Genomic DNA, 20,816 nt, shown 5'->3' on the forward strand with positions numbered 1-20,816 from the left:
CCTGCTACATGAGGATAGCGAGCACCGCGTAACGCAGTGAGTGAGCCGCGCAGCCATGGATTCAGCGTTTCCTCAGGCGTCGATGCGCTTATACTTCATGCGGTGCGGCGTGTCGTCGCCGACGCGCTTCTTGTGATCCGCCTCGTACTCGGTGTAGTTGCCCTCGAAGAACTCCACGTGGGAGTCGCCCTCGAACGCCAGGATATGCGTGGCGATACGATCGAGGAACCAGCGATCGTGGGAGATCACCAGGGCGCAACCGGGGAAGGCCAGCAGGGCCTCCTCGAGGGCGCGCAGCGTCTCGATGTCCAGATCGTTGGAGGGCTCGTCGAGCAGCAGCACGTTGGCGCCCTGCTTGAGGGTCTGGGCCAGCTGCAGGCGGCCGCGTTCGCCGCCGGAGAGCTCGCTCAAACGCTTCTGCTGGTCGTTGCCCTTGAAGTTGAAGCGGCCCACATAGGCCCGCGAGGAGACTTCGTGGCCATTGATGTTGAGGATGTCCTGGCCGTCGGAGACTGCCTCCCACACCGTCTGCTTGTCGTCGAGGTTGTCGCGCAGCTGCTCGACGTAGGCGATGTCGACGGTCTCGCCGACCACCACGTCGCCGGCATCGGGCTGTTCCTGGCCGGTAATCAGCTTGAACAGCGTCGACTTGCCCGCTCCGTTGCCGCCGATGATGCCGACGATGGCGCCCTTGGGCACCGTGAAGGTCAGATCCTCATAGAGCAGCTTATTGTCGAAGGCCTTGGCCACGTCGTGGAACTCGATGACCTTGTCGCCCAGGCGAGGGCCGGGCGGTATATAGATCTCGTTTGTCTCGTTGCGCTTCTGGAAGTCACCGGACTGCAGCTCCTCGAAACGGTTGAGGCGCGCCTTGCTCTTGGCCTGTCGGCCCTTGGCATTGCTGCGCACCCACTCCAGCTCCTGCTTGATAGCCTTGTTCTTGGAGGCTTCCTGCTTGGCTTCCTTCTCCAGGCGCTTCTCCTTGGCCTCTAGCCACTGGGAGTAGTTGCCTTCGAAGGGAATGCCCTGGCCGCGGTCCAGCTCGAGAATCCAGCCGGCCACGTTATCGAGGAAGTAACGGTCGTGGGTGACGGCCACCACGGTGCCGGAATAATCGTGGAGGAAGCGCTCCAGCCACGCCACCGACTCGGCGTCCAGGTGGTTGGTGGGCTCGTCGAGCAGCAGCATGTCGGGGCTGGAAAGCAGAAGGCGGCACAAGGCCACACGACGCCGCTCCCCCCCGGAGAGAGTGCCGATGTTGGCGCTCCAGGGCGGCAGGCGCAGGGCCTCGGCCGCCACGTCCAGCTTACGCTCCAGGTTGTGGGCGTCGGAGGCCTCGATGATGTTCTCGAGCCGGGCCTGTTCGCTGGCCAGGGCGTCGAAGTCGGCATCAGGCTCGGCATAGGCCGCATAGACGGCGTCGAGCTTCTCCTGGGCCTGCATGATCTCACCCAGGGCTTCCTCGACGGTCTCGCGGACATTCTTGGTGTCGTCGAGCTCGGGCTCCTGGGGCAGGTAGCCGATGTTGATGCCCGGCATGGGGCGAGCCTCGCCCTCGATTTCGGTATCCACACCGGCCATGATGCGCAGCAGGGTGGACTTGCCGGAGCCGTTGAGGCCCAGCACGCCGATCTTGGCGCCAGGGAAGAAGGACAGTGAGATGTCCTTGAGGATGTGTTGCTTGGGGGGCACGACCTTGCCCACCCGGTTCATGGTGTAGACGTATTGCGCCATGGAGTTCCACTTGGTTGGAGAAATGGGCTGACTCGAGATGATAGAGCCCGAAACCGAGGATGGCCAGCCGTTGGCAACCCCGGTTCCAGGCTCCAGGCGCTTGCGCCTTACTCTTCTTCCTCGAGGTTCCAGTCATCCTCAATGGCACGCTGCAGGCGACGCTCCTCGATGAGGGCCTCTACGCGTCGACGGGCCTTCAGGGTGTCGGCACGACTGCTGGGGCGGACGCGACCGTAGTCGTCATTGACCGCTTCCAGGTAGTCCTGATCGTCATCGTCGTTGGTGTCGAGAAGGGGTTCATGGCTCATGCGACGTCCTCCCATGGCTCGGGGCCGGACACTGAGTGTCCGGCGGATCATTCGATCGCTTCCCGTCCCGGGTGTGGAACCTGAAGCGCCAGCAGGCAACGGCCGTTGCCTGCTGGCTATATACCGGCAGATAACGTCAAGGGCAAGCCCTCGCGTAACTTTTTTCTCTGCTTTCCTCCGCCGTGTTGCGCCGATTCAGCTCAGGCCGAGTTCGGCCTTGAGCCGGTCGAGTTCCTGCTGTGCCTCCACGCGTTCGGTGACATCCTTCTGTACGCCGATGTAATAGGTGAGCTTGTCATCCTCGTCGTACATGGGAGTGATGGAGAGCTCGTTATAGAACATGGTGCCATCCTTGCGATAGTTGCGAAGCACCTCGCGGCAGGGGCGACCCGCCTTCAGGGCCTTGCGGATGGTATCGAGCCCCGGCTGGTCGCGGTCCTCGTTCTGCAGGAAGCGGCAGTCCCGGTAGAGGATCTCGTCGGCGCTGTAGCCGGTGAGGCGCTCGAAGCCCTGGTTGACGTAGATCAGGATGTTCTCGTCGCCCTCCTGCTCGGCGACCACGATGCCGTCCTCGGAGGCATCGATGATGCGTTCCAGCAGTTCCGGGCTGATCAGGGGGGATCGTTTCATGCAGGGGCTTCCTGTCGCGGTGCCCCAGCCGCATCACGTGGCGGCAAGGAGCGGGATATTGCCTTCATCATGGCCAGGCGGCGTCGGGATTTCAACGCGCCGGCGCTGCCAGGGCAGCACCAGGCGCATACTGCAGGCTGTCCTCGTCACCGATGATCCACTCGTAGAGGCGGGTCTGGCTGTTATCATTGCGCTGCTGTTGTCACGATCCTCGAGGTTCCATGTCACGTATCCGAATCCACTACTGTACCCAGTGCCAATGGTTGCTGCGCAGCGCCTGGTATGCTCAGGAACTGCTCTCCACCTTCGGCGAAGACCTGAAGGAGGTGGCCCTGGTGCCATCCCATGGCGGCCATTTCGAGATCCTCTGTGACGAGGCATCGCTCTGGGAACGCAAACGCGACGGCGGCTTCCCTGACATCAAGGCCCTCAAGCAGACGGTGCGTGATCGTCTTGACCCCGAGCGAGACTTGGGGCATATCGATCGATAAGGAACTGATGATGCGGCCGACCGAGGACCACGTTTCCATCATCCATGACACCGTGACCGATCTGCTGGGTGAGGAGGCGAGTGTCTACCTGTTCGGCTCACGGGTCGATGACGGGTGTCGCAGAGGAGATATCGATCTCTATATCGAGGCCTTCGAGCTTGATGGATCTCGCACCCGTATTCAGACCCGTTTGCAGCGGAGCCTCTGGGGGCTGCTTGGCCCCCGGCGCATCGATCTGTTGATTCGCTTGGCTGAGGCAACCCTGCGGCCGATACATCGTGACACCCTTGAACAGGGGGTCAGGCTATGACCAATGAGATCTATCGCCAGCATATCCTGGTGGCAAGATATGGCGACAGCACATGACCCGAGATGGTCAGGCGATGCTGTATGGCCTCGTCATCGGTGAGCCGTTCGAAAACCAGGCAGAGGAGGTCGATTGATGCCCATGCTTCAGGGAAGCTTCATCTTCTTTATGCTGGTGTTCCTGCTCATCGGCTTCTCATCGGTGCTGGTAAGACGCAAGGAGAGCACCGACTATTTGCTGGCGGGGCGCAACCTGCCGCCCTCCCTGGCCGGGCTATCGGCCGTGGCGACCAACAACAGCGGCTACATGTTCATCGGTGTCATCGGTTACACCTACTCGTCGGGGATGGCGGCGATCTGGCTGATGATAGGGTGGATCGTCGGTGACTTCCTGATCTCGCTGGTGGTGCACCGGCGGTTGCGGCGAGCCACTGGCAGCTTCGACTCCCTCACCTACCCGACGTTGCTGGGCAATTGGTTCGGCCAGAATCAGGTGGGCGTGAGGGTCGTGACGGCGTTGATAGCGGTGGTGTTTCTGGGCATCTATGCTGCCGCCCAGTTCAGCGCCGGGAGTAAGGCGCTGAACGTGCTCTTCGGTTGGCAGCAGTGGCTCGGCGTCGTCATGGGCGCAACCATGGTGCTGTTCTACTGCTTCTCCGGAGGGCTGCGCGCCTCGGTCTGGACCGATGCGGCTCAGTCCAGCGTCATGTTGCTGGGGATGGGCCTGATGGTATGGATCACCGTCTCCGAGCAGGGTGGTGTCCAGCCGAGTTGGGAGGCCCTGAACGCGGTATCGGCCACCTACATGAACTGGTTCCCGACCGATTTGGCCTTCGGTGGGCTGGGCCCGCTGCTGTTCGTGATCGGCTGGCTGTTTGCAGGCATAGGCGTGATCGGCCAGCCGCAGATCATGGTGCGTTTCATGTCGCTGGATAGCGAGCACAGCATGCGCCGCGCCCGCTACTACTATTATGGCTGGTTCACCGCCTTCTACAGTCTGGCCATGCTGGTAGGTCTGATGTCTCGGCTGTTGCTGCCGGATATTGCTGACTTCGACGTTCAGCAGGACACCGAATTGGCCCTGCCGGTCATGGCGGCGGAGCTACTGCCGGGCATTCTCGCCGGGCTGGTGCTTGCGGGCCTGTTCGCTGCGACGATCTCTACGGCGGACTCGCTGATCCTGACCTGCTCGGCGGCCATCAGTCGCGATCTCTTGCCGAAGCGCTGGCACAGTTACGCCACCACCCGTGTCGCTACCCTCGTGATGATCGTGTTGGCACTGCTGATCGCGCTCTACTCCAACGAGACCGTCTTCTGGCTGGTTCTGCACGCCTGGTCGGGCCTGGGTGCCGCATTCGCCCCGCTGCTCATCGTCTACACACTGGGACGTTGCCCGCCCCAGTGGCTGACCATCTCCATGGTAGTAACGGGGCCAGCGGTGGTGCTGCTCTATCAGCTACTGGATCCGCGTCTCGTAGGCACCGTCTACGAGATTCTGCCGGGCATGCTAGCTGGCGGGCTGGCTTATGCGCTCGGGTCCTTCGTGGTGCGCCTGCGCCACGGCAAGGCGGCGCTGCGAGCGGCGCAGAATGCGGATCGGCGATGAGCTCTGATCGCCAGGCGATGCTCTTCGGGCTGGGCGCGGTGGCGCTGTGGTCGACGGTGGCCACGGCCTTCAAGGTGGCGCTCGGTTACATGTCGCCGCTGGCGCTGATGTGGATTGCCTCGCTGGTCTCCTGGGCGCTGATCGGCGTGCTGGTGGCGCGTCAGGGGCTGCTGGGTCAGGCGCTCAGGCATGGCTGGCGCACTGCCGCCTGGGCGGGGCTGATGAATCCGGTGGCCTATTACCTGGTGCTGTTCGGCGCCTACGATCGGCTGCCGGGCCAGGAGGCCATGGCGCTCAACTACACCTGGGCGTTGGCGATGGCTTTTCTGGCGGTGCCGATCCTCGGGCAGCGTCTTACGCGCATCGACGTGCTGGCGGGGCTGATCGCCTATGCCGGCGTCTGGGTGATCGCCACCCGCGGGGCGGTGTTCGACGTGGCCTTCGCCGACCCGCTGGGCGTCGGCCTGGCTCTCGCCTCGACGCTGCTCTGGGCGCTCTACTGGCTGCTCAATGCCCGCGACCATCGCCCGCCGCTGGTGGCACAGTGGCAGAACTTCAGCGTCGGTGTGCCGGTTCTCACGGTGCTACTGGTGGCCGGGCCTGGGCTTTCCTGGCACGGCTGGGCGGCATTGGGAGCCGGCGTCTATGTGGGGCTGTTCGAGATGGGTATCGCCTTCGTGCTCTGGCAGCTGGCTGTTCACCGAGTCTCGCGCACGGCCAAGGTGTCCAACCTGATCTTCCTCTCGCCGCCGGTGTCGCTGCTGCTGCTCTACCTGGTGGTCGGCGAGCCGATCCTTGCCTCCACCCTGGTGGGCCTGGTGCTGATCCTCGGAGGCCTCGCGCTGCAGCAGTGGCAGAAGACGCCCGTACCGGTGGCTCAGTCCTGAGTGCTCTCCGCCATGGCGGCACCGTTGGCCTCCAGCAGTGGCGCGAGTTCCGGCCAGACGTTTTCGAGGATCTGCGGCTGGGCGGCCGCGGTGGGGTGAATGCCGTCGGATTGCATCAGCTCGTCCTCCAGGGCGACGCCTTCGAGCAGGAAGGGCACGAGTGGCAGGTCATATTCATCGGCAAGCCGCGTGTAGACCCCGGTGAAGGCGTCGCGGTAGGCCCGGCCGTAGTTTGGCGGGATATCGATGCCCAGCAGCAGTACCTCGGCGCCCGCCGCCTGACTGGCCTCGATCATGTCAGCCATGTTGGCCGCGAACTGGCCCGGGGGCAGGCCGCGCAGGCCGTCATTCCCGCCGAGTTCCAGCACAACGATATCGGGTTCGTGCTGTCCGAGAAGGTCGGGCAGGCGGGCGGCGGCGCCGCTCGAGGTCTCGCCGCTGATGCTGGCGTTGACCACGCGCGCCTTCCCGTCCAGGCGCGCCTGCAGCAGACTGACCCAGCCGGCCCCCTGTTCGATACCATAGGCGGCGCTCAGGCTGTCGCCCATCACCAGCAGCACCGGTCTCTCCGCCGCCTGGGCCGCGCTGCCGGCCAGCAGCAATGCCAACCAGAGTGCTGTGAACCAGCGCCCAGCGAGCCGGCGGAGTGCATGCCGGCTCAACGCACCTACAGGGAAGCCCTTCGCCATGTCCATCTCCTCTCGAACGGATGCCTCGCCGATTCTACACGCTGACCACCTCGCCAAGGACGTCGAGAGTGGTGAACGACGGCTGACCATTCTGAGTGACCTGTCGCTGTCGGTGTTCCCCGCGGAGAGTGTGGCGATTCTTGGTCAGAGCGGCGCCGGCAAGTCGACCCTGCTGGGCCTGCTGGCAGGTCTTGACACGCCCAGTGGCGGTGAGCTGTCGCTGTTCGGCCAGTCGCTGCTCGCGCTCGACGAGGATGGCCGGGCCTCCCTGCGGGCGGGACGAGTGGGCTTCGTGTTCCAGAACTTCCAGCTGCTGCCCACCCTGACGGCCCTGGAGAACGTGCTGCTGCCGTTGGAGCTGTCGCCGAGCCCCGGGGCCGAAGCCCAGGCGCGCGACTGGTTGACCCGCGTCGGCCTCGGTGAGCGCCTGAACCACCTGCCCAAGCAGCTTTCCGGTGGCGAGCAGCAGCGTGTGGCTCTGGCCCGGGCCTTCGTCACCGGGGCCGAGCTGGTATTTGCCGACGAGCCCACCGGCAACCTGGACCCGGTTACCGGCGAGCGTATCATCGAGGCGCTGTTCTCGCTCAACCGCGAGGCCGGTACGATCCTGGTGTTGGTGACTCATGACCATGCCCTGGCGCGGCGTTGTGATCGCTGCCTGCGCCTGGAGGGCGGCCGGCTGGTCGAGATGGCGCACGACGAGGTGATGGCATGAGCCGCACCGGCTGGCCGGCCCTGCTGCGCCTCTCGGGCCGAAGCCTGATCCGTGACCTGCGTTCCGCCGACGTGCGTGCCCTGGCGCTAGCGTTGGCGCTGGCCGTGGCCGCCTCGACGATGATCGGCTTCTTTCTCGATCGTCTCGACCGCGGCCTGACCCGCCAGGCCGGCCAGCTCTCGGGCGGCGACGTGGTTCTGGAGCAGGGCCGGCCCTTCGACGAGGAGGTCCGCCAGGCCCTCGAGGATGCCGGTTTGACGCTCTCTGACCAGGTCGACATGGTCTCGATGATCAGCCGTGGTGACCGCTTCCAGCCGGCCAGCCTCAAGGTGGTCGATGATGTCTATCCGCACTACGGCACGGCCCGCGTGGACCGCGGCGACGGCATCGAGTCGCTGGCCCATGGCCCGTCGCCGGGCGAGGTCTGGGTGGCGCCGCGTCTCGCCCTGCTGATGGAACTCGAGGTGGGAGACCGGATTCGCCTCGGCCAGACTGAGCTCGAGGTCAGCGGCGTGATCGAGCGCGAGCCTGACCAGTCGGCCGGCTTCGGCAGCTTCAATCCGCGGCTGATGATGCATCACGATGATCTGGACGCCACCGGGCTTGTCCAGGAGGGCTCGCGGGTGGAGTTCGAGCTGTTGGCCGCCGGCAGCGCCGAGGCGGTGGCCCGTGTTGAGCCGCTGCTGGAGGGGCTGCGCCGTGAGGGGGTGGAGGTGCGCGACGTGCGAAGCGACCGTCCCCAGCTGGGTAGTGCCCTGTCGCGGGCCGAGCAGTATCTCGGCCTGGCGGGGCTTGCCGCAGTGCTGCTGGCCGGTGTGGCTGTGGCCATGTCCACCCGGCGCTACGTCGACCGCCACCTGGATACTGCCGCGCTGCTGCGCTGCTTCGGTGCCACCCAAGGCGAACTGCTGCGCCTTTTCGTGCTGCAGCTGCTGTGGCTGGCACTGGCGGCCTCGGCGCTGGGAGCCCTGCTGGGCCTGGCCGGTCAGGCCCTGCTGGTGAGGATGCTGTCGGTCTTCCTGCCGTTCAGCCTGCCGGCGCCCGGCCTGCTGCCGCTGTGGCTCGGGGTGTTTACCGCCCTGGCGGTGCTGGCCGGTTTCGCCGGACCGACCCTGCTGCGCCTCAAGCGGGTCAGCGCCCTCAAGGTGCTGCGCCGTGAGCTGGATCCCTTACCACCCTCGGCCTGGCTGGTGGTAGGTGTGGCGTCGTTGGTCTTTGGCGGGTTGCTGTGGCTCTATTCCGGCGACCCCTGGCTCGCCGTCGGCCTGCTGCTGGGCGGGCTGGTAATGCTGGTGGTGCTATGGGGGCTCGGCGGCGGGCTGCTCGGCCTGGTGTTACGGGCCACCTCACGCCTGCCGCGCGGCCACGGGGCGTCGGATGGCCTGGTCACGGCCGTGCGGCTGGGCGGCCAGCAGCTGGCGCGGCGCCGCCAGGCGAGCCTCGGCCAGTTGCTGGCCTTCTCGGTGACCTTCTTCGCCGTGGCCATGATCGCCCTGGTACGCGGTGATCTGCTCACCACCTGGCAGGCCCAGTTGCCGGAGGACACTCCCAACCACTTCGCCATCAATATCCAGCCCCAGGAGCGGGACGCCTTCGCCTCGGCCCTGGAAGAAGCCACGGATGCCCGCAGCGCCCTCTATCCCATGGTCCGCGGGCGCCTCACCGCCATCAACGACCAGCCCCCGCGCGATGTCGTGCCGGCGGAGTCGCGAGGCGACAACGCCCTGCGTCGCGAGCTCAATCTGACCTGGCGCGAGACCCTGCCCAAGGGCAACCGGGTGGTGGCAGGGGAGTGGTTCGCCGAGGGCCAGTCGGCCGCGACGGAAAGCTGGCTGGACGAAGTGGACGCCGAGCCGAGCTCCACGGCCCGTGACGCGGCGGTACCGATCTCTGTGGAGGACGGTCTGGCCGAGCGCCTCGGTCTCGCCCTCGGTGATCGCCTGACCTTCACCATCGGTAGCGACGAGGTCACCGGTGAGGTGACTAGCCTGCGCAGCCTCGACTGGGAGAGCTTTCGGCCCAACTTCTTCGTGATCTTCCCGCCCGGGACCCTGGAGCGTTTCGGCCATAGCTACATCACCGCCTTCCATCTCGGCGACGACGACCGCGACCTGCTGCGTCGTCTGGTACAGGAATTTCCCGGCGTCACCCTGCTCGACGTGGAGGCCATCCTCGGCCAGGTGCGCGAGGTACTGACCCAAGTCACCCGCGCGGTGGAGCTGGTGCTGGGCTTCGTGTTGCTGGCCGGTATCAGCGTACTCTATGCGGCGCTGACCGCCAGCCTGCCGGTGCGAGCCCACGAGAGCGGCCTGTTGCGGGTGTTCGGGGCCGGCAACCGCCTGCTGTCGCGGATGCAGGCGGCGGAGTTCGCCGTATTGGGGCTGGCCAGTGGGCTGATGGGCGCGCTGCTGGCCGAGCTGGCGACCGCCGGAATCTACCTGGCCTGGTTCGACCTGGCCCCCAGGGTCCACTGGCAGCTGTGGCTGATCCTGCCGCTGGCCGGCGCGCTGCTGATCGGCCTCATCGGCCATCTGCTCTCTCGGGGCCTGCGCCGCCAGGCTCCGGCGGCCAGCCTCGGCCTGCTGGGCGAGGCCTGACACTGACCAGTTTCTCCGTCTTCCGCTACACTGGCATCTGATATCGAACAATCACTCGAGAGGTGAAACACGATGATGTCGTCCGCAAGCCGCTTGACTCTCAATGCCGTCACCTTGGCGCTGCTGATCGTTCCCAGCTTGGGCCTGGCCGATGCCGACCGCCTCGAGGCCGACCTGCGTGCCCTGTTCGGGGCTGACGGGGCCTTCGAAGTGGGCAATATCGCCGAGGGGACGATCCGCGATCGCACTATCGCCGAGGCGATCCGCTTCCAGGCTGATGAGGGTGAGCGCCTGCTGATCGACCGCTATGTCGTCAACGGCGACTATGACCAGCCCGACGAGGTCACCATCGAGGGCGTCCGTCTCGAGGACAGCCTCACCGAGGTGCTGCTGATGAGCGTCGAGCGCATCGTTCTGGACGAGCCATCCCAGGCGGTGTTCCCGCTGGGTGGCAGCGAGCCGGGAGAGATCGAAGTGGGCAGACTGACCATCGATGACATCGTCATCGATTTGGGCTCCGAGTTTGCCGCGGAGCTCTTCGATGACCCCTCCCTGGAAGAGGGCGAGGGCAGCCTGGCAATCGAGCTGGTGCGTGGCGAATCGCTCTCCCATCAAGCCATCGGCATGGTGGAAGTCATCGGCGTTAAGGGCGTTAGCCAGGATCTCGGCGAACTGGGTTCTGGCTCCTTCAGCCTCTCCTCCCTCCACCTCGAGGGCCTCAGTGGTCTGGATGAGGAGATGGGGGAAGGTGAGAACGAGCAGCAGCTCGATCGTTTCGAGCTGAACGACCTGGTCGTCGACGCCGAGCGGTTTGTCGGCAGTCTGGCGCACTTGAGCCTCGATGGCGACTTCAGCGACGGCCAGGGCGGGTTGGAGATCGATGCTTTTCAGGCTGATCTGGCACGCATGATCGAACTGGCACCAGAGGAGGAGAGGGCCCAGTTGCGCATGGCCAGCAATGTGCTGACCGACGGCAGCGGCGAATTGCGTATCGATGCCGCCCTGCTCGGAAACTGGGAACAGGGCGAGATGCAAAGCCTCATCACCAGCGATAGCCATGTCACGATCCATGATGCCCTGAGGCTGCTGGTCGACGTCGAGCTGCCGGTGGTGCTGTCCGAAGGGGTCACCCCGGCGGCCGTATTTGCCGATGCCGGGGTGCTGGAGTCGGCCAAACTGCTGGGTGGGAACCTTCGACTGATCCTCAACGAGCAGGGGCTGTTGGGTCGCCTGACCACTCTGGGTGCGGCCATGGAGGGGATAACCGAAAGCCAGTACATCGAGCAGGCGCGCACCCAGGCCGAGGGCTTCGGCATGATGTTCGGCCCTGAAGTGCAGCAGTTCCTGCTGGGGCTGGTGTCCCTGGCCGAAGGCGCCGCCGATGAGCTCGAGGTTGCCGTCACCCTTCCGGCGGAGAGCAACCTGGAAACCTACACCGGCGATCCCATGGGGTTGCCCGAGCGTCTCGAGATGCGCGTGGAAACGCGCTGAGCGAAGCGGTCCGAGCAAGGCTTCCCAGGATAGTGATAGGCCCGATAATCGGGTGGGGGCAAGATGAAATGCCCGCCGCTCGGGATGATTGCCTTTCATGTGAAAGCCGTCGGGGGCTGGGGTATCATGCTGACCTCAGATTATCCCGTGATACGAGGTTCCCCGCCGATGTTCAGCCATGACATGACGATTGCCGGTTTCGATGACGCCCTGTTCGACGCGATGCAGAAGGAAGTGGCGCGTCAGGAAGCGCACATCGAGCTGATCGCCTCCGAGAACTATGCCAGCCCCCGAGTCCTCGAGGCGCAGGGCAGCCAACTGACCAACAAGTATGCGGAAGGCTACCCCGGCAAACGCTACTACGGCGGCTGCGAGTACGTGGACATTGTCGAGCAACTCGCCATCGACTATGCCAAGGAGCTGTTCGGCGCGACCTATGCCAACGTTCAGCCCCACTCCGGCTCCCAGGCCAACGGTGCTGCGTTCCAGGCGTTGGTCAAGCCGGGCGACACCATCCTCGGCATGAGCCTCGACGCCGGCGGCCACCTGACACATGGCGCCAAGCCCAATTTCTCAGGCAAGCACTACAATGCCGTGCAGTACGGTATCGACGAGGCCGGCCGCATCGATTACGACGAAGTGGCGAAACTGGCCCGCGAGCACAAGCCCAGGATGATCATCGCCGGTTTCTCCGCCTACTCCCAGATCATCGACTGGGCGAAGTTCCGCGAGATTGCCGACGAGGTTGGCGCCTACCTGCTGGTGGATATGGCCCACGTGGCTGGCCTGGTGGCTGCCGGGGTCTATCCGACACCTCTGCCCCACGCCCATGTGGTCACCACCACCACCCACAAGACCCTGCGCGGCCCGCGTGGCGGCCTGATCCTTTCCAGCGAAGGTGACGAGCAAATCGAGAAGAAGCTGCAGTCCGCGGTCTTTCCGGGCGGGCAGGGTGGCCCGCTGGAGCACGTCATCGCCGCCAAGGCGATCTGCTTCAAGGAGGCCATGGAACCCGAGTTCAAGACCTACCAGCAGCAGGTGGTCAAGAATGCCCAGGCCATGGCCGGGGTGTTCATCGAGCGTGGCTTCGAGGTGGTCTCAGGCGGCACCGAGGACCATCTCTTCCTGCTCTCGCTGATCAAGCAGGGCCTGACCGGCAAGGACGCCGACGCCGCCCTGGGACGCGCCCATATCACCGTCAACAAGAACGCCGTGCCCGGTGATCCGCAGAGCCCCTTTGTTACCTCTGGCCTGCGCATCGGTACACCGGCGGTGACCACCCGCGGCTTCGGCGAGACCGAATGTCGGGACCTCGCCGGCTGGATCTGCGACATCCTCGACGTCATGGCCGCAGGCGATGACCCCGCGACCATCGAGATCGAGGTCAAGTCGAAGGTCGAGGCCGTCTGTGTCCGCCTGCCGGTCTATCGCTGATCACTCGGCGTGTCTCGCCAACCTTGACATACAGCACCCCGCGCCTTTTTTCACGGAGCGGGGTGCTGTCGTTGTGAGATTCTTCCTCAACTTTCATGACAGATCGCCATGCAAGGATATGTGCCCTTGACCCGATCCATCTATTTCTTTGCAGGATTGCTTCGATAAATTTGACCTGCATCAAGCCGCGTCCAAATGCCTCATGTGAAAGATGCGCCTGTGCCCTAAGCTTCGAGAACGTGAAATATGTTATTTGCTTAGAGGTTCTTATTATGAAGTTGAGGCATCTTCTGCTGACGAGTTCGCTGCTGGCGGCAACCCATGCAGCAGCAGGGTACCGACCTGCACATTCTGCTCTGTGACGCTGCCGGTGACCTGGCCGTTGACGGTTACGCGAGTGCAGAGGCGATCAACACGCCACCCAGTAACCCGGCGGGCCAGGTCAAGCCGGAAGGTGTCCTAAGCATGCTGATGAGCAACGGGACCAGCGTGGATGTCTGCGCGATCTACTTGCCCAGCAGCGACCTGGGTGAGGACAACCTGCGCGAGGAGGTTGGTGTGGCTGCGCCGGGCCCGATGGCCGAGATGATGCGCGATCCGTCCATTCCCGTTTACAACTTCTGAGTGTCCCAGCGAACAGAAGGAGTCTTTCATGAAGAGCAATGTGGGCGGCATCGACAAGATAGCCCGTATCGTGGTCGGCGCCGTGCTGATCCTGCTGGCCCTGACCGGCACGATCGGCGTTTGGGGCTGGATCGGCATATTGCCGTTGGCCACCGGCCTGTTCAACTTCTGTCCGGCCTGGAAGCTGCTGGACGTCAATACCCGCAAGTCAACCAGGTAGCCGGGCCGACCCCGGCCGGTAACCTTCGGTGCGGCGCCCGCGACTCCCGAGTCGCGGGCGCCTTGCGTTGATGCCTTGCAAGACCGGATTCCGCGCTGTGCGTCGGCTATCGTCTCGATTCATGGCCTCCATCGCTGTATAGAGCAAAAAAACTCTAAGGTTATTACATATTATGTAATTGACGCCTGACCAAATCCTGGCGCCAACAGGAGATGACACCATGAAGACCTTCGCGTTCTCGCAGAATACCGGGGCCGGCACGCCCGATGTGGCAGGCTTCTTCGATCCACGCACCTTTTCCATCCAGTACGTGGTCAGCGATCCGGCGAGCCGCAAGTGCGTAATCATCGACCCGGTCCACGACTTCGAGGAGACCTCCGGCGCCACGGCCACCCACCACGCCGATGAGCTGCTTGCCTATGTGCAGGCGCAAGGGCTCGAGGTGGAGTGGATCCTCGATACCCACCCCCATGCCGATCACTTCTCCGCGGCGCAGTACCTGAAAGCCAAGACAGGTGCGCCCACCGCCATCGGCGAGAAGGTCGTGGCGGTCCAGAAGCTGTGGAAGGAGCTCTACCACTGGCCCGGCTTTCCCGCGGATGGTTCCCAGTGGGAACGCCTCTTCGCCGAGGGGGAGACGTTCCGCATTGGCGAACTCGAGGCGCGGGTGATGTTCTCGCCGGGCCATACCCTGGCCTCGATCACCTACGTGATCGGCGACGCCGCCTTCGTCCATGACACCCTTTTCCAGCCGGATTTCGGTACCGCTCGGGCCGACTTTCCCGGTGGCGACGCCCACCAGCTGTGGCGCTCCATTCAGGCCATCCTGGCGCTGCCCGACGAGACCCGGCTGTTCACCGGCCATGACTACATGCCCGATGGCCGGGAGCCGGTGTGGGAAAGCACGGTGCGCGAGCAACGCGAGACTAACAAGCACCTGGTCGATGTTTTCGAGGACGACTTCGTGACGATGCGCCACGAGCGTGACAGCGAGTTGCCGATGCCCAAGCTGATCCTGCACTCCCTGCAGGTGAACATTCGGGGCGGCCGCCTCCCGGAGTCCGAGACCAACGGCAAGCGCTACCTGAAGATTCCGCTGGATGCCCTGGAGGGGGGTGCCTGGGAGTAGCTGGCCTCGTTGATGTCGGGAAGCGATATGCTTCGCAAGCCTCATAGAATTAAATATTCTATTCTTAGAACTTGCTTGGCCTTATACTGACGCCATCTCTCGGCCAGCGACATTCAATGGAGGTTGTTTCCCATGTCACAGCCAGTGGTCACCCACTTCTTCGACGAGCCGACCAATACCTTCAGCTATGTGGTGCAGGATCCCTCGAGCCGTGCCTGCGCGATCCTCGATTCGGTGCTCGATTTCGACTACGCCGCCGGGCGCACCGATGTGCGATCCGCCGACACGATCATCGACTTCGTGCGTGACAACGGCCTCGAGGTGGAGTGGGTACTCGAGACCCACGTCCACGCCGACCACCTCTCCGCCGCCCCCTATCTGCACGAGACACTGGGCGGAAAGACGGGCATCGGCGCCAATATCACCGTGGTGCAGGACGTCTTTGGCAAGGCCTTCAATGCCGGTACCGAGTTCGCCCGCGACGGCAGCCAGTTCGACCGCCTCTTCGAGGAGGGCGACACCTTCACCATCGGCCACCTGGAGGGGCGGGTGCTGCACACGCCGGGCCACACGCCGGCCTGCCTGACCTACGTGATCGGCGACGCCGCTTTCGTCGGCGATACCCTCTTCATGCCCGACTACGGCACCGCCCGCTGCGACTTCCCCGGCGGCGATGCCCGCACGCTTTTCCGCTCCATCCAGAAGGTGCTGGCCCTGCCGGGCGAGACCCGCATCTTCCTGTGCCACGATTACAAGGCCCCGGAGCGTGAGGAATTCCAGCACGAGACCAGCGTGGCCGAGCAGCGTCAGCAGAACGTGCATGTGCACGAGGGCATCAGCGAAGAGGAGTTCGTCAAGATGCGCACCGAACGCGATGCGACCCTGGGCATGCCGCGTCTGATCCTGCCCTCGGTGCAGGTCAATATGCGCGCCGGGCACATGCCGCCGGCCGAGGACAACGGCCAGGTCTACCTCAAGGTACCGATCAACAAGTTTTGAGACCCCAGCTTTCCAGGAGAACGTCCATGCAGATTCATGAACTCGAACCCGGCTTCGCCATCGCCGATGCGGTGACGCCTGCCGATCTCGACGAGGTCGCCCGCCGCGGCTTTCGCTCGGTGATCTGCAATCGCCAGCCCGGCGAAGCCGAGGATCACCCCGACGACCGTGCCCTGAAGGCCCGCGCCGCCGAGCTCGGCCTCGAGTGGCGCTCTATCCCGGTCACTCCCGGTGAGTACTCGGAGGCCGACATCGAGGCCTTCGGCCAGGCCCTCGACGGTCTACCCACGCCGATTCTGGCCTTCTGCAAGACCGGCAAGCGGGCCGTGCATCTCTGGGCCCATGCGCGCAGCCAGCAGGCGGGCTGCGACATCCCGGCGCTACTGGCCGCCGCGCATGCCGCCGGCCATGACCTGGAAGCGCGCCGCCCGATGCTGGAAGCCGCCGCCGGGCTGAAGTGAGCGATGAACCTCAAGCGCTGTCTGCCCATCCTGCAGTGGCTACCCGGCTATGGCCGAGCCACCCTGGGAAGCGACCTGCTGGCGGCGGTGATCGTGACCGTCATGCTGATTCCGCAGTCCCTGGCCTACGCCATTCTGGCCGGGCTGCCGCCGCAGGTGGGTCTTTACGCCAGCATTGCGCCGCTGGTGGTCTACGCGGTATTCGGTACCAGTCGCACCCTGGCGGTGGGGCCGGTGGCGGTGGTGTCGCTGATGACGGCGGCGGCGGTAGGGCAGATCGCTCCCCAGGGGTCGCCGGAATATCTCGGTGCCGCCCTGGTACTGGCGCTGATGTCCGGGCTGATGCTGACTCTGATGGGCGTGGCGAGGCTGGGCTTTCTGACCAATTTCCTGAGCCACCCGGTGATCTCGGGCTTCATCACCGCCTCGGGGCTGATCATCGCCGCCAGCCAGTTCAAGCATGTGCTGGGCGTGGAGGCCAGCGGCCACAACCTGCTGGAGCTGCTGGCTGGTCTGGCCCGGGGGCTCGGCGGAATGAACGGCCCGACCCTGATCATCGGCGCCTCTGTGCTGGTCTTCCTCTATGCCGCACGGCGCTGGCTCAAGCTGGGGCTGCTCCGCCTGGGCGTACCGGTCCGGCCGGCGGACATGCTGACCAAGGCCGCGCCGATTCTCGCGGTGGCGGTCACCACCCTGGCCACCTGGGAGCTGGGCCTCGACGCGCGCGGTGTAGCCGTGGTCGGCAGCGTGCCGGCAGGCCTGCCACCCTTGACCCTGCCCGGCTTCGACAGCGGCCTGTGGAGCCAGCTGTTCCTAGCGGCGCTGCTGATCAGCATCGTCGGCTTCGTGGAATCGGTGTCGGTGGGTCAGACCCTGGCGGCCAAGCGCCGCCAGCGCATCGATCCCGACCAGGAGCTGGTGGGCCTGGGCGCCTCCAACATCGCTGCCTCCTTCACCGGCGGGATGCCGGTCACCGGCGGCTTCGCCCGTTCCGTCGTGAATTTCGACGCTGGGGCCGAGACGCCGGCGGCCGGAGCCTTGACCGCGGTAGGGATCGCCGGGGCAGCGCTGCTGCTCACGCCGTTGATCGCTTACCTGCCCATCGCCACGCTGGCGGCCACCATCATCGTGGCGGTGCTCTCGCTGGTCGACTTCCCGGCCATCAAGCGCACCTGGGACTATTCGCGCAGCGACTTCGCGGCGATGCTGGCGACCATCCTGGTCACCTTGGGCGTTGGCGTGGAAAGCGGCATCACCGTGGGGGTGGGGCTCTCCCTGGCGCTGCACCTCTACCGTACCAGCCGGCCCCATAGTGCCGTGGTGGGGCGGGTGCCGGGCAGCGAGCACTTCCGCAACATCAAGCGTCACGACGTGGAGACCGACGACCGCCTGGCGATCCTGCGGGTTGACGAGAGCCTCTACTTCGCCAACGCCCGCTACCTCGAGGATACCGTGATGGAGCTGGCGGCCCGCCAACCGACCCTCGAGCATATCGTGCTGGCCTGCCAGGCGGTGAATCTCATCGATGCCTCGGCGCTGGAGAGCCTCGAGGCCATCAATGGGCGCCTGAAGGACTCCGGGGTCACCCTGCACCTGGCCGAGGTCAAGGGGCCGGTGATGGATCGGCTCCAGAACACCGAGTTCTGCCGCGAGCTCACCGGGCACGTGTTCCTCAGTACCTATGATGCCTGGCGGGAGCTGCGCGGCGAGAGCGACGGCAGTCTGTCGCGCCGCTGCTTAGAGATGCAGATGATGCCGGTATTGGGCCCCCCGAACGATGTTTCGACACGTCCGCATCCGCGGACGCACTGAAGGAGAAAGAGAGTGGACTGGAGTTCATCCCTGCAGGGACTGGCCGGTGGCATCCTGATCGGCCTTTCTGCCACCTGGCTGATGGCCACCCTGGGCCGCATCGCCGGCATCAGCGGCATCATCGGCAATCTGATTACCGTGCGGCCCAAGGGCGACAGTGCCTGGCGTCTTACCTTCCTGCTCGGCCTGATCAGCGGCCCCATCGTTCTGATGCTGCTCGGCGGCGGCCTGGGCAACGTCGCTGGCGCGCCGGGCGAGGTGGTCGGTGAGCCCGCCGGTGGCGTGGCGCTGATGCTGGTGGCCGGCCTGCTGGTGGGCCTGGGCACGGGGATCGGCAGCGGTTGTACCAGCGGCCACGGGGTCTGCGGCCTGGCGCGGCTGTCTCCACGCTCCCTGGTGGCGACCCTGACCTTCCTGGTGGCGGCGATCATTACCGTCTTCGTGGTGCGGCACATGATCGGAGGTGGCGCATGAAGGCTTCTCATCTCAAGACCCTGGCGGGCTATATCGCCGGCCTGATCTTCGGCCTCGGTCTGGCCATCTCCGGCATGACCGACCCGGCACGGGTGCTGGGTTTCCTCGACCTCTTCGGTGCCTGGGACCCCACCCTGATGTTCGTACTGGGTGGTGCGGTAGTCACCAACTTCCTCGGCTACCGGCTGGTACTGCGTCGCAAGGCACCGCTCTTCGGCAACGCCTTCCAGTTGCCGACCCGCCAGGACCTGGATGGCCGCTTGATCGGCGGCGCTGCCCTGTTCGGCATCGGCTGGGGGCTCTCCGGCTACTGCCCGGGGCCGGCTTTCGCCTCTATCGCCGGGCTCAGCGTGCCGCTTCTGGCTATGCTGATTGCCATGGTGGCCGGCTGGTTCCTGGCCCGCGCGATTCCCGCCAGCCGCTGACGTCGAGTTTGAGGTGGCCGGATCGCACGGCACCTGGAAGCAACCCCGCAAGGGATCAACGATAACGATGAGGGGGAACCGACATGATGATCATGAGGATCGCGAGTGGGCTTGGCCTGCTGCTGGGCCTGGGTCTGGCCTGCGGGCAGGTCCAGGCCCAGCAGGAGAGTGACGCAGAGCGCGGCCAGGCGGCGGCCGGTACCTGCGTGGCCTGCCACCAGGCCGATGGCAGCGGAATGAACGTGTCAAGGGGCGAGTCCTGGCCCCGACTGGCCGGCCTGGATGCCGGCTACATCGCCAAGCAATTGCACGACTTCAAGGCGGGCCGCCGCCAGAATGCGAGCATGATGCCGTTTGCCAACATGCTCGATGAGCAGCAGATCGCCGACGTGGCGGCCTACTACAGCCAGATGCCGGTGACCGACGCCCAGGGTGGCGAGGAGGCCGAGGAGGCGCTGCTGACGCGTGGCGAGCAGCTGGCCCTGCGCGGGGACTGGGACGCGTACATCGTCTCCTGCAAGAGCTGCCATGGCCCGGGTAACGCGGGTGCCGGCAGCACCTTTCCCGGCATCGCCAGTCAGCACGCCGGCTACATCGAGGCTCAGCTGCATGCCTGGCAGGAAGGGGAGCGCAACAACGATCCCCAGAACCTGATGGGGGCCATCGCCCAGCGCATGAGCGACGAGGATATCCGTGCCGTCTCGGCCTGGCTGGCCAATCAGTCAGTGGTGTCCGAATAAGGGGAACAGAGCATGAAACGTCACACTAACACCCTGGGCAGAACAACTCTGGTCCTGGCCAGTGCGACCCTGGCCGCCGACATGAGCATGGCCGCCTGGGCGGAGTACGAGACCCTCGTGGCGATGGGCTATCCCGCCCCCAAGGAGGGCGAGCTGGTGCATGTGCCGCCGACCATGGCGGCTCTCGAGGAGGCTGACCTGCATCCCGAGCTGAAGAAGGTCATCCGCCGTGGTTACGACCTCTTCACCAACACCCAGCAGCTGCGTGGCGAGAACGTCTTCAATGACATGAATTGCTCCAGCTGCCACCTGGGCGAGGGCCGCCAGCCGTTCAGCGCACCGATCTGGCCGGCGGCGATCATTCTGCCGAACTTCCGGGGCAAGAACCAGCACGTCAACAACCTGGAGGAGCGCATCGCCGGCTGCTTCGCCTACTCCATGAACGGCACCCCGCCCGAGTACGGCAGTGACGACATGCTGGCCCTCTCCGCCTACCACCAGTGGCTGGCCACTGGGGCGCCCATGTATCCGGACCAGCCTATCTACGGCCGCGGCTTCCCGGCCCCTGAGCGCCCCGAGGAGCTGAGCTACGCACGCGGCGAGCAGGGCTATCTCGATAACTGCGCGATCTGTCACAGCGAGGATGGCTCAGGCCTCTACGAGGATGGCGAGTATGTCTTTCCCGCCCCCTGGGGCGACGGCTCCAACAACTGGGGCGCCGGCATCGTGCGTACGCATACCGCGGCCGGGTTCATCAAGAACAACATGCCGCTGGGCCAGCCGTTGTCGCTCTCCGACCAGCAAGCCTGGGACATCGCCTACTACATGACCCGCCAGGAGCGCCCGCAGGACCCGCGCTACACCGGCGACGTGGAGGAAACCCTGGAAAAGTTCGGGCCCACCTTCCACAAGAACTCCAGCTATGGCGAGGTGCGTGAGCACGATGGCCATCGCCTAGGGGATCATGCCAACTGGGGCGAGAAGGGCGAGGAGGTCAAGCCCTGGAACGTCGGCCAGTCGCGCTTCGAGGACATGGAGGACTGA

The 20,816-nt window shown here is 65.1% G+C and carries 22 protein-coding genes; 18 read left to right on the forward strand and 4 right to left on the reverse strand.

The window, feature by feature from the left end; translation table 11 throughout:
- Positions 1 to 72 precede the first annotated feature (72 nt).
- The 3 genes from ettA to BMY30_RS06600 all read right to left on the reverse strand — a co-directional run bounded on the left by ettA (position 73) and on the right by BMY30_RS06600 (position 2,672).
- Positions 73 to 1,734 carry an energy-dependent translational throttle protein EttA gene (gene ettA, locus BMY30_RS06590; RefSeq protein ID WP_089711810.1) on the reverse strand — a complete coding sequence of 554 codons (1,662 nt, stop codon included), beginning with the start codon at positions 1,732 to 1,734 and terminating at the stop codon, positions 73 to 75.
- Between the two features lie 107 nt (positions 1,735 to 1,841).
- Complete coding sequence (locus BMY30_RS06595) at positions 1,842 to 2,042, reverse strand: PA3496 family putative envelope integrity protein (RefSeq protein ID WP_089711812.1); 201 nt, start codon at positions 2,040 to 2,042, stop codon at positions 1,842 to 1,844.
- 195 nt (positions 2,043 to 2,237) lie between these two features.
- Positions 2,238 to 2,672 (reverse strand): PAS domain S-box protein, encoded by a 435-nt coding sequence (locus BMY30_RS06600; protein ID WP_089711815.1) that lies wholly within the window; start codon positions 2,670 to 2,672, stop codon positions 2,238 to 2,240.
- A 221-nt stretch (positions 2,673 to 2,893) separates the two neighbouring features.
- On the opposite strand from BMY30_RS06600, the gene BMY30_RS06605 reads away from it, so the two are divergent.
- From BMY30_RS06605 to BMY30_RS06620, 4 genes are all read left to right on the forward strand, one after another.
- Complete coding sequence (locus BMY30_RS06605; protein WP_089711817.1) at positions 2,894 to 3,163, forward strand: Rdx family protein; 270 nt, start codon at positions 2,894 to 2,896, stop codon at positions 3,161 to 3,163.
- Positions 3,164 to 3,170: 7 nt separating this feature from the next.
- Positions 3,171 to 3,473, forward strand: coding sequence for a nucleotidyltransferase domain-containing protein (locus BMY30_RS06610; RefSeq protein WP_139195487.1), 303 nt, complete (start codon positions 3,171 to 3,173; stop codon positions 3,471 to 3,473).
- Between the two features lie 132 nt (positions 3,474 to 3,605).
- Positions 3,606 to 5,075, forward strand: a complete 1,470-nt coding sequence (locus tag BMY30_RS06615) for a sodium/proline symporter (protein WP_211607264.1) — start codon at positions 3,606 to 3,608, stop codon at positions 5,073 to 5,075.
- Complete coding sequence (locus tag BMY30_RS06620) at positions 5,072 to 5,962, forward strand: DMT family transporter (RefSeq protein WP_089711820.1); 891 nt, start codon at positions 5,072 to 5,074, stop codon at positions 5,960 to 5,962. The genes BMY30_RS06615 and BMY30_RS06620 overlap by 4 nt, the downstream gene beginning before the upstream one ends.
- On the opposite strand, the gene BMY30_RS06625 is transcribed toward BMY30_RS06620, so the two are convergent.
- Positions 5,953 to 6,651, reverse strand: a complete 699-nt coding sequence (locus BMY30_RS06625) for an arylesterase (protein ID WP_089711822.1) — start codon at positions 6,649 to 6,651, stop codon at positions 5,953 to 5,955. The genes BMY30_RS06620 and BMY30_RS06625 overlap by 10 nt on opposite strands.
- On the opposite strand from BMY30_RS06625, the gene BMY30_RS06630 reads away from it, so the two are divergent.
- From BMY30_RS06630 to BMY30_RS06695, 14 genes are all read left to right on the forward strand, one after another.
- Positions 6,650 to 7,366, forward strand: coding sequence for an ABC transporter ATP-binding protein (locus BMY30_RS06630; protein ID WP_089711824.1), 717 nt, complete (start codon positions 6,650 to 6,652; stop codon positions 7,364 to 7,366). The genes BMY30_RS06625 and BMY30_RS06630 overlap by 2 nt on opposite strands.
- The gene (locus BMY30_RS06635) at positions 7,363 to 9,963 is read left to right on the forward strand and encodes an ABC transporter permease (RefSeq protein ID WP_089711826.1); all 2,601 of its coding nucleotides are present in this window, start codon (positions 7,363 to 7,365) and stop codon (positions 9,961 to 9,963) included. Before BMY30_RS06630 ends, BMY30_RS06635 begins: the two co-directional genes overlap by 4 nt.
- 72 nt (positions 9,964 to 10,035) lie before the next feature.
- Entirely contained in the window at positions 10,036 to 11,454 is a 1,419-nt protein-coding gene (locus tag BMY30_RS06640; RefSeq protein ID WP_089711828.1) for a hypothetical protein, read from the forward strand.
- A 168-nt stretch (positions 11,455 to 11,622) separates the two neighbouring features.
- Positions 11,623 to 12,888: a serine hydroxymethyltransferase gene (glyA, locus tag BMY30_RS06645; RefSeq protein WP_089711964.1), complete on the forward strand. Its 1,266-nt coding sequence runs from the start codon at positions 11,623 to 11,625 to the stop codon at positions 12,886 to 12,888.
- 321 nt (positions 12,889 to 13,209) lie between these two features.
- Positions 13,210 to 13,512: a hypothetical protein gene (locus BMY30_RS06650; RefSeq protein ID WP_244516138.1), complete on the forward strand. Its 303-nt coding sequence runs from the start codon at positions 13,210 to 13,212 to the stop codon at positions 13,510 to 13,512.
- 28 nt (positions 13,513 to 13,540) lie between these two features.
- Positions 13,541 to 13,732, forward strand: coding sequence for a YgaP family membrane protein (locus BMY30_RS06655; protein ID WP_089711830.1), 192 nt, complete (start codon positions 13,541 to 13,543; stop codon positions 13,730 to 13,732).
- 220 nt (positions 13,733 to 13,952) lie between these two features.
- Complete coding sequence (locus BMY30_RS06660) at positions 13,953 to 14,861, forward strand: MBL fold metallo-hydrolase (protein ID WP_089711831.1); 909 nt, start codon at positions 13,953 to 13,955, stop codon at positions 14,859 to 14,861.
- A 132-nt stretch (positions 14,862 to 14,993) separates the two neighbouring features.
- Positions 14,994 to 15,860, forward strand: a complete 867-nt coding sequence (locus BMY30_RS06665) for an MBL fold metallo-hydrolase (protein WP_089711833.1) — start codon at positions 14,994 to 14,996, stop codon at positions 15,858 to 15,860.
- A 26-nt stretch (positions 15,861 to 15,886) separates the two neighbouring features.
- Positions 15,887 to 16,321, forward strand: a complete 435-nt coding sequence (locus BMY30_RS06670) for a protein tyrosine phosphatase family protein (RefSeq protein ID WP_089711835.1) — start codon at positions 15,887 to 15,889, stop codon at positions 16,319 to 16,321.
- Between the two features lie 3 nt (positions 16,322 to 16,324).
- The gene (locus BMY30_RS06675; RefSeq protein ID WP_089711837.1) at positions 16,325 to 18,133 is read left to right on the forward strand and encodes a SulP family inorganic anion transporter; all 1,809 of its coding nucleotides are present in this window, start codon (positions 16,325 to 16,327) and stop codon (positions 18,131 to 18,133) included.
- A gap of 12 nt (positions 18,134 to 18,145) precedes the next feature.
- Positions 18,146 to 18,607, forward strand: a complete 462-nt coding sequence (locus BMY30_RS06680; protein WP_089711839.1) for a YeeE/YedE family protein — start codon at positions 18,146 to 18,148, stop codon at positions 18,605 to 18,607.
- Positions 18,604 to 19,032, forward strand: coding sequence for a DUF6691 family protein (locus BMY30_RS06685; RefSeq protein ID WP_089711841.1), 429 nt, complete (start codon positions 18,604 to 18,606; stop codon positions 19,030 to 19,032). Before BMY30_RS06680 ends, BMY30_RS06685 begins: the two co-directional genes overlap by 4 nt.
- An 83-nt stretch (positions 19,033 to 19,115) precedes the next feature.
- Positions 19,116 to 19,772: a c-type cytochrome gene (locus tag BMY30_RS06690; protein WP_089711844.1), complete on the forward strand. Its 657-nt coding sequence runs from the start codon at positions 19,116 to 19,118 to the stop codon at positions 19,770 to 19,772.
- A 12-nt stretch (positions 19,773 to 19,784) separates the two neighbouring features.
- The gene (locus tag BMY30_RS06695) at positions 19,785 to 20,816 is read left to right on the forward strand and encodes a c-type cytochrome (protein WP_089711846.1); all 1,032 of its coding nucleotides are present in this window, start codon (positions 19,785 to 19,787) and stop codon (positions 20,814 to 20,816) included.

It is taken from the genome of Halomonas daqiaonensis, from assembly GCF_900109725.1.
Classification (GTDB): domain Bacteria; phylum Pseudomonadota; class Gammaproteobacteria; order Pseudomonadales; family Halomonadaceae; genus Halomonas; species Halomonas daqiaonensis.